A 6231-nucleotide genomic window follows, 5' to 3' on the forward strand; every position below is an offset into this window, starting at 1 on the left:
CTTATGAATAACAACACCCGTATCAAAACTATTTTAATTCTGGCAGCAAATCCGACAAGTACCTCAAGGCTGCGACTTGATGAAGAGGTGCGGGAAATTGATGAAGGATTGCGACGCGCTAACAAACGAGAAGAATTCAAGTTAGAGCAAAAATGGGCGGTACGTCAGCGTGACTTCTACCGCGCCATGTTAGATTATCAGCCGCAAATTGTTCACTTCTGCGGACATGGTGCTGGGCAAGATGGTATTGTTTTGCAAGATGAAACAGGACAGCCTGCATTAATCTCCGCCGAAGCACTCGGGAGTATGTTTAAGCTGTTTGCCACTAAAGGAGTTGATTGCGTACTTTTAAACGCTTGTTACTCCCAAATGCAAGCAGAAGCAATTAGCCAACACGTCAATTATGTGATTGGCATGACTCAGACAGTAGGGGATAAAGCAGCTGTTGCTTTTGCTGTCGCGTTTTATGATGCGATCGCTACAGGGGAAGAGGTAGAATTTGCCTATCAACTTGGCTGCTCTCATATGATTGGTTTTTTGGAACAGCAAACTCCGGTACTAAGAAAAAAACAGTCAATTACCCCCACTGCACCTCAAATAGAAGTCATTCCTCCTAACCCCTATCAAGGATTGTCTGCATTTGGGGAAGAAGATGCAGAATTCTTTTTTGGACGTGATACATTTGTGAATGGCTTAGTGCAAGGAACTCACTCTCAGTCGTTGGTAGCAGTGATTGGTCCTAGTGGGAGTGGCAAGTCTTCGGTGGTGTTTGCTGGACTCATTCCACAGTTACGAAGTGAAGGAAATTGGGTGATTGAATCTTTTCGTCCTGGTAATCAGCCATTTTATCAGCTTGCTTCTGCGTTGGTGCGTCAATTAGAACCAGAAATTGGTGAAACTGAAAAATTGCGATCGGCGGCTGGACTAGCAACAGATATACAGCAGGGTAAAGTGACTTTGCAGCAGGTGGTGTCTAACATTAGAGAACGCAACTCAGATAAACGTTTTCTGCTGTTTGCCGATCAATTTGAAGAACTCTACACTCTTTGCCAGAAGGAAGAAATTGAGCGTTTTACTGATACGTTGCTCGAAGCTATCCATCAGAAAATTATCACACTGGTTTTGACTTTACGCGCTGACTTCTACGGCTATGTCCTCTCCTACCGCCCGTTTCGGGATGCATTGCAGGAGTTTACACCCCAATTAGTAAGTTCCATGAGTCGGGAGGAACTACAAGCAGCGATCGCCCTACCTGCACAAAAGCTAGAAGTGCAACTTGAGGCACAATTACAAGAGCGAATTTTGGATGATGTCGGACTGGAACCGGGTAATTTACCACTATTAGAATTTGCTCTTACCCGATTATGGTCAAAGCAGCAAAACCGGACGTTAACTCACCAAGCATATACTGAGATTGGCGGTGTGAAAAAGGCATTAGCTAATCATGCCCAGCAGGTTTATAGTCAACTTAGCCCAACAGAGCAAAAGCAGGCACAGCGAATTTTTGTACAATTAGTGCGTCCGGGGGAAGGAACAGAAGATACTCGACGGCTGGCTACCCGCAAAGAAGTTGGGGAAGAGAATTGGGGATTGGTAAGTTATTTAGCGGGATACCAAGCCCGTTTAGTTGTGACGGGACGCGATGACAACTCAGGAGAAGATACAGTAGAGGTTGTCCATGAAGCGGATAACTCTGCGCGAGTGGATGAATGCTAATCGTCAGTTTCGCGTTTGGCAGGAACGGTTAAAGGTTGCGATGTTTGAGTGGAAAAATAACAATCATGACTCTGGGGCGTTGTTGCGGGGTGTGCCGTTAACTGTAGCAGAAGATTGGTTGCAAAAACGCGCTGAGGAAATGACGCAGGAAGAGCGAGACTTTATTCAGGCTAGCACAAGTCAACGGGTTCGAGACAAACAAGAACGCGATCGCCGGACGCAACTAACAATTATCGCACTCAGTAGCTTTTCTGGGGTAACTCTAATTATAGCAGGCGTCGCAGGCGTGGGCTGGAGCAATGCCGCAATCAGTCAAATTAGTTCTCTTACTATTACTTCAGATGCGCTGTTGAACTCAGATAGGGCAAAAGCTTTAAAAGCAAGTTTAAAAGCTGTTGTGCAAATGCAACATACACCCTTGGTAAATGCTGATACCCGCACACAGGTAGAACTGACATTACTGAATACAGTTGACAATGTTGCAGCACCGAACACCCTAGGAGGACACGCAAAAGCTGTTTCTGGCGTCAGCTTCAGCCCGGATGGCAAAATCCTCGCTTCTGCAAGTAATGACAACACGGTGAAACTGTGGAGATGGGATTTTGATTATTTACTCAGGCAAGGGTGCGCGTTCATGGGTGAGTATTTCAAAACTAATCCCAATGATGATGATGCTGAAATTGGCAATATGTGCCGCGCAGTCAGTCGTTAGTTGCCATTTTCTCCACACTGCTGGATTAATTTACTCTCAAGAAACACAGGGGTGTAGGGGTGTAAGGGTGTAGGGGTGTAAGGGAAAAAGGTGTTTCTTTCATATTTTGCTGGTGGCTGCGAAGCCGCCAGTCAAAGGCTGATATCTTGTACCATTACGAGTAAATCACCAATGCTTGTATAAAATAGTATTTAAATTTACTCAAAAATAAGTTCCAGTGTCAGTCCATTTTAATGGACTTTGCCTATGCAGCCCAGGACTTACAGTCCTAGGCGGACAAGAACGGAGTCAAATTATTGTAACAAATTTGACTTTTATTGACAAGGTGCAAGATGTAAGCCTCTTACGGGCGTGTTTTTCGCTGCCGTGAAATATGAAAGAAACACATTTCACTTAAATCTCTAAAACTTTTTTCGACGAGCTACAATCCCATACATCAGAGGCAAATTCGGCACATCCTCTGGCGGAAACATCCGGCGTCCAGGTGCTTCCCGCATCCGTTCAAATATCTTACAACCGTTGGCGTAAGGGTACTCCTTCAAAACCTCTAGAGTTAATCCAGCTTCCAATAACGCCGTGACTATTTCACCGATACCCCATTGGAACTCATGGGAACGGTAAGGATTGCGAAAATTTTCAATACCCGTTTCATAGCCCCAAGGAGTTAGCGCCGTACCTGATGAGGCTACGTAATCACTTATTCCATCTTCCCAGGTTAGAGGCTTTCCTTCACTGAAGTAAGAAAACTTGTGACTCCAATCTTCATCAAATATTATAGCCACAGGATGAAAATCCACCACTATGAAGCGTCCACCAGGTTTGAGAACATCTGCAATTCCTTTTGCCCAAAGGTTCAAATCAGATATCCAACAAACTGCACCATAAGACGAGAAAACAATCTATAAATCTCAAAACGAGCAGGATTTTTATACTTTTCAAACATAACATTTATGTGCGAAAACAGCAGGTTTCTGGAGTTCGGTAAACACCACAAATTAACCACCGCTTATTTTGGCTTTATAACCTAGCTTGGTCACAATCTCTAGTATTTTCTGCTTATGGTCGCCTTGAATTTCTATTTCGTTGTCTTTGACTGTACCACCTGTACCGCACTGAGCTTTCAATTGCTTCAGTAAGGCTTGTAAGGTTTCTGGTTTGGACTGAAAACCGGTAATCACAGTCACAGTCTTGCCTTTGCGTCCGGCGCGAGTAGCTTGCACGCGCAGATTTTGCTGTTGAGGGGGTAGTTCCTCGATTGGTCTTTCTAGGGCAGCAGACATTGGTCTTTGTAGGGCGGCGGAGTTATCGTTGCCAAATTCCCGGTAGACAAGACGGTTTTCGGAGGGTTTGTGATTTGATGATGACATAAGGCTAAATTGAATGTGTTAGTAGCGTGCGCTAAGGCGCGCATACCGCAGAGAACCAAGAGACAAAGAGGAAAAAGAGTTTATATAATGATGGTCGTTCTGTCATTTTAGCTTGTGCGTGACTATGAGTCCCATACTCTCCAGCTTGAAATCAACAACTCAACTTCCTGATATACAAGGACGTTTTGGCGGTCACTATGTGCCTGAAACGCTAATCAAACCTCTTGCTGGATTATAAACAGCGATTACAGCAATACCGTAGAACGTAATTTGATGTATGCTATCACAACCTCGATAGTTAACCAAATAAATACGGCAACTTGGGTATCATTTTTCTAAATAACTTTGCTCTATGATGATTGTTATGAAAGACTCTTGACGCTTCTAGTTATCATGTGCCATCATTTCGTAACTTCCTGAATACAAACAAGTATACGGGTATATGAAGAAACAAAAAAACAAACTCTGCGTCTTACAACCCTACATACTACATAATTCTCCATGTTCCGACAAACTGCTTTTGGCATTGCTTTAAGTACGCTTGTCCTTGTTAGTGGAATGTCATCCAGTTACATACGAGGTCAAACCGCTACAAAAAAATCAGACCACAACCAGGTGTTGTCAATGTCACCACGTCAAGTGACGTCACCTGTTACTGTTAAATCTACTGATTTAGAAAGGTCAGTTTTTGACCAAATTAATCGATATCGAGCATCTAAGGGTTTGCCAAAGCTCTTGCTAAATGCAAAAATATCGCGGCAAGCAAGACTTCACAGTCTAAACATGGCTAATGGTAAAGCTCCGTTTAGTCATCAGGGATTTAGAAGGAGGGTTGCTGGTATTCCTATTCGCTGCAGAAGTGCAGGAGAAAACCTTGCCTTTAACCTAGGATACAGCGATCCCGCTCAGGAAGCTGTGACTGGTTGGTTGCACAGTTCCGGACATCTCGCCAACATTAAAGGCAATTACAACATGACTGGAATTGGTGTAGCGACTAATAGCCAAGGTGAAGTTTATCTGACGCAAATTTTCCTTCGTAGTGGTAGATAATTCTCAAAATCGGTTCAAGCGTGAGTGTTTAAGCTATCCGCTAAACGCTGGACAGTAGTGGACAACCAGTACCTCCAGTGTAGAGATAGCCAGTCAAAGCGAAAGCTACGTTGTTTGGGTGATGACACCAGTGGGTGCTTTCCAGCTTACTGCTCTGTCGCTAGCTATTAAATATCTCTATTTAGCTAAGGAAGTGTAGCTAGCCTAACAAGTCCTTACAACATTGACGAGGAAAACATTACCCGAAAGGAGGCTCTTATGAGCAAAGTCTTCGTAATTGATACCAAGAAACGACCGTTAGATCCAATTCATCCAGCACAAGCAAGACAGCTTTTAAGGAACAAAAAAGCTGCAGTTTTGAAAAAATTCCCATTCACAATTATTCTCAAAGAATCTAGAGCAGATGCACTGGTTCAACCTTTGAGAATTAAAATCGACCCTGGTTCTAAAGCAACTGGAATAGTATTAGTAAACGATTCTGCAAACGAGGTTATATTTGTGGCAGAACTTCAACATAGAGGTTTTGTGATTAGAGAAGCTTTAACTTCTCGTAGACAACTTCGTAGAAGCAGGAGAGCAAGAAAAACTCGCTATCGTCAAGCACGGTTTAACAATAGAAAGCGTCCGGAAGGTTGGTTACCGCCGAGTTTGATGAGTCGTGTACTGCTGCAGTCAATGCAACTAGATTTAAACTATTGGAAACGTTGATCTCTACTGGGTTGCCAGTAGAAACAGGCTCTGGCGGTTTGACAAAGTTCAATAGAACAAAACTTGGACTAGACAAAACTCACTATTTTGATGCGGCTTGCGTTGGCTTATCGACACCGGACAAGCTATTAGTCAAAGGGGTCAAACCTTTGATCATCAAAGCTTGCGGACATGGCAGCAGACAGATGTCTATCACAAATAAGTTTGGTTTTCCCAAAAGGCATAAAACTAATAGTAAATTCCACTTTGGATTTAGGACTGGCGATATCGTCAAAGCTGATGTACCCAAGGGGAAAAATGCAGGCATTCACGTTGGACGAGTAACTACTCGAAAGACTGGACAGTTTGACATTGCCGCAGGCGGTAAGACATTGCAGATTATCAATCATAAGTACTGCAAAATACTGCAACGACATGATGGCTATTTGTACTCGTTGTCCAGTATTGTCCATTGATTCCGCAATTAGATGCGATCCGATCACCGGAGGTGGCGGCTTCCGCATCGCAATCCTAAACCGTCAAAGTGCCGCAACCTGCAACTCTGTGGGGGTTGGAAGCTCCGAAAGAACCCATGAATGTATAGGATTCCTATTTGATTTTTGAACAGAACTCCGTACAGTTTATGTTAAGCGTTAAGAGTTCCCTGTTCCCTGTTCCCTGTTCCCTGTTCCCTGTTCC

General features: G+C 43.7%; 5 protein-coding genes and 1 pseudogene. 4 read left to right on the plus strand and 2 right to left on the minus strand.

Annotated features, from left to right (window positions below; translation table 11 throughout):
- A partial coding sequence (locus DP116_RS26295) for an ATP-binding protein (RefSeq protein WP_339381581.1) occupies nt 1-1716 on the plus strand: 1716 nt, incomplete at its 5' end.
- Nucleotides 1679-2428: a WD40 repeat domain-containing protein gene (locus DP116_RS29770; RefSeq protein WP_246275803.1), complete on the plus strand. Its 750-nt coding sequence runs from the start codon at nt 1679-1681 to the stop codon at nt 2426-2428. The genes DP116_RS26295 and DP116_RS29770, both read left to right, overlap by 38 nt.
- 401 nt (nt 2429-2829) lie before the next feature.
- On the opposite strand, the gene DP116_RS26300 is transcribed toward DP116_RS29770, so the two are convergent.
- Both DP116_RS26300 and DP116_RS26305 read right to left on the minus strand, forming a co-directional pair.
- Nucleotides 2830-3285: a hypothetical protein gene (locus DP116_RS26300; protein ID WP_211173519.1), complete on the minus strand. Its 456-nt coding sequence runs from the start codon at nt 3283-3285 to the stop codon at nt 2830-2832.
- A gap of 138 nt (nt 3286-3423) precedes the next feature.
- Entirely contained in the window at nt 3424-3795 is a 372-nt protein-coding gene (locus tag DP116_RS26305; protein ID WP_169157952.1) for a translation initiation factor, read from the minus strand.
- Nucleotides 3796-4296: 501 nt separating this feature from the next.
- Between DP116_RS26305 and DP116_RS26310 the strand changes: the two genes are divergently transcribed.
- Both DP116_RS26310 and iscB read left to right on the plus strand, forming a co-directional pair.
- Entirely contained in the window at nt 4297-4845 is a 549-nt protein-coding gene (locus DP116_RS26310; protein WP_169157953.1) for a CAP domain-containing protein, read from the plus strand.
- Nucleotides 4846-5103: 258 nt separating this feature from the next.
- A pseudogene (iscB, locus tag DP116_RS26315) lies at nt 5104-6008 on the plus strand (RNA-guided endonuclease IscB).
- Nucleotides 6009-6231 lie beyond the last annotated feature (223 nt).

It is taken from the genome of Brasilonema bromeliae SPC951 (assembly GCF_012912135.1).
GTDB classification, from domain to species: Bacteria; Cyanobacteriota; Cyanobacteriia; order Cyanobacteriales; family Nostocaceae; genus Brasilonema; species Brasilonema bromeliae.

Coding starts and splice junctions, on each gene's coding strand:
- DP116_RS29770 (WP_246275803.1), top strand. CDS start 1,679: ATGAAGCGGATAACTCTGCGCGAGTGGATGAATGCTAATCGTCAGTTT.
- DP116_RS26305 (WP_169157952.1), bottom strand. CDS start 3,795: ATGTCATCATCAAATCACAAACCCTCCGAAAACCGTCTTGTCTACCGG.
- DP116_RS26310 (WP_169157953.1), top strand. CDS start 4,297: ATGTTCCGACAAACTGCTTTTGGCATTGCTTTAAGTACGCTTGTCCTT.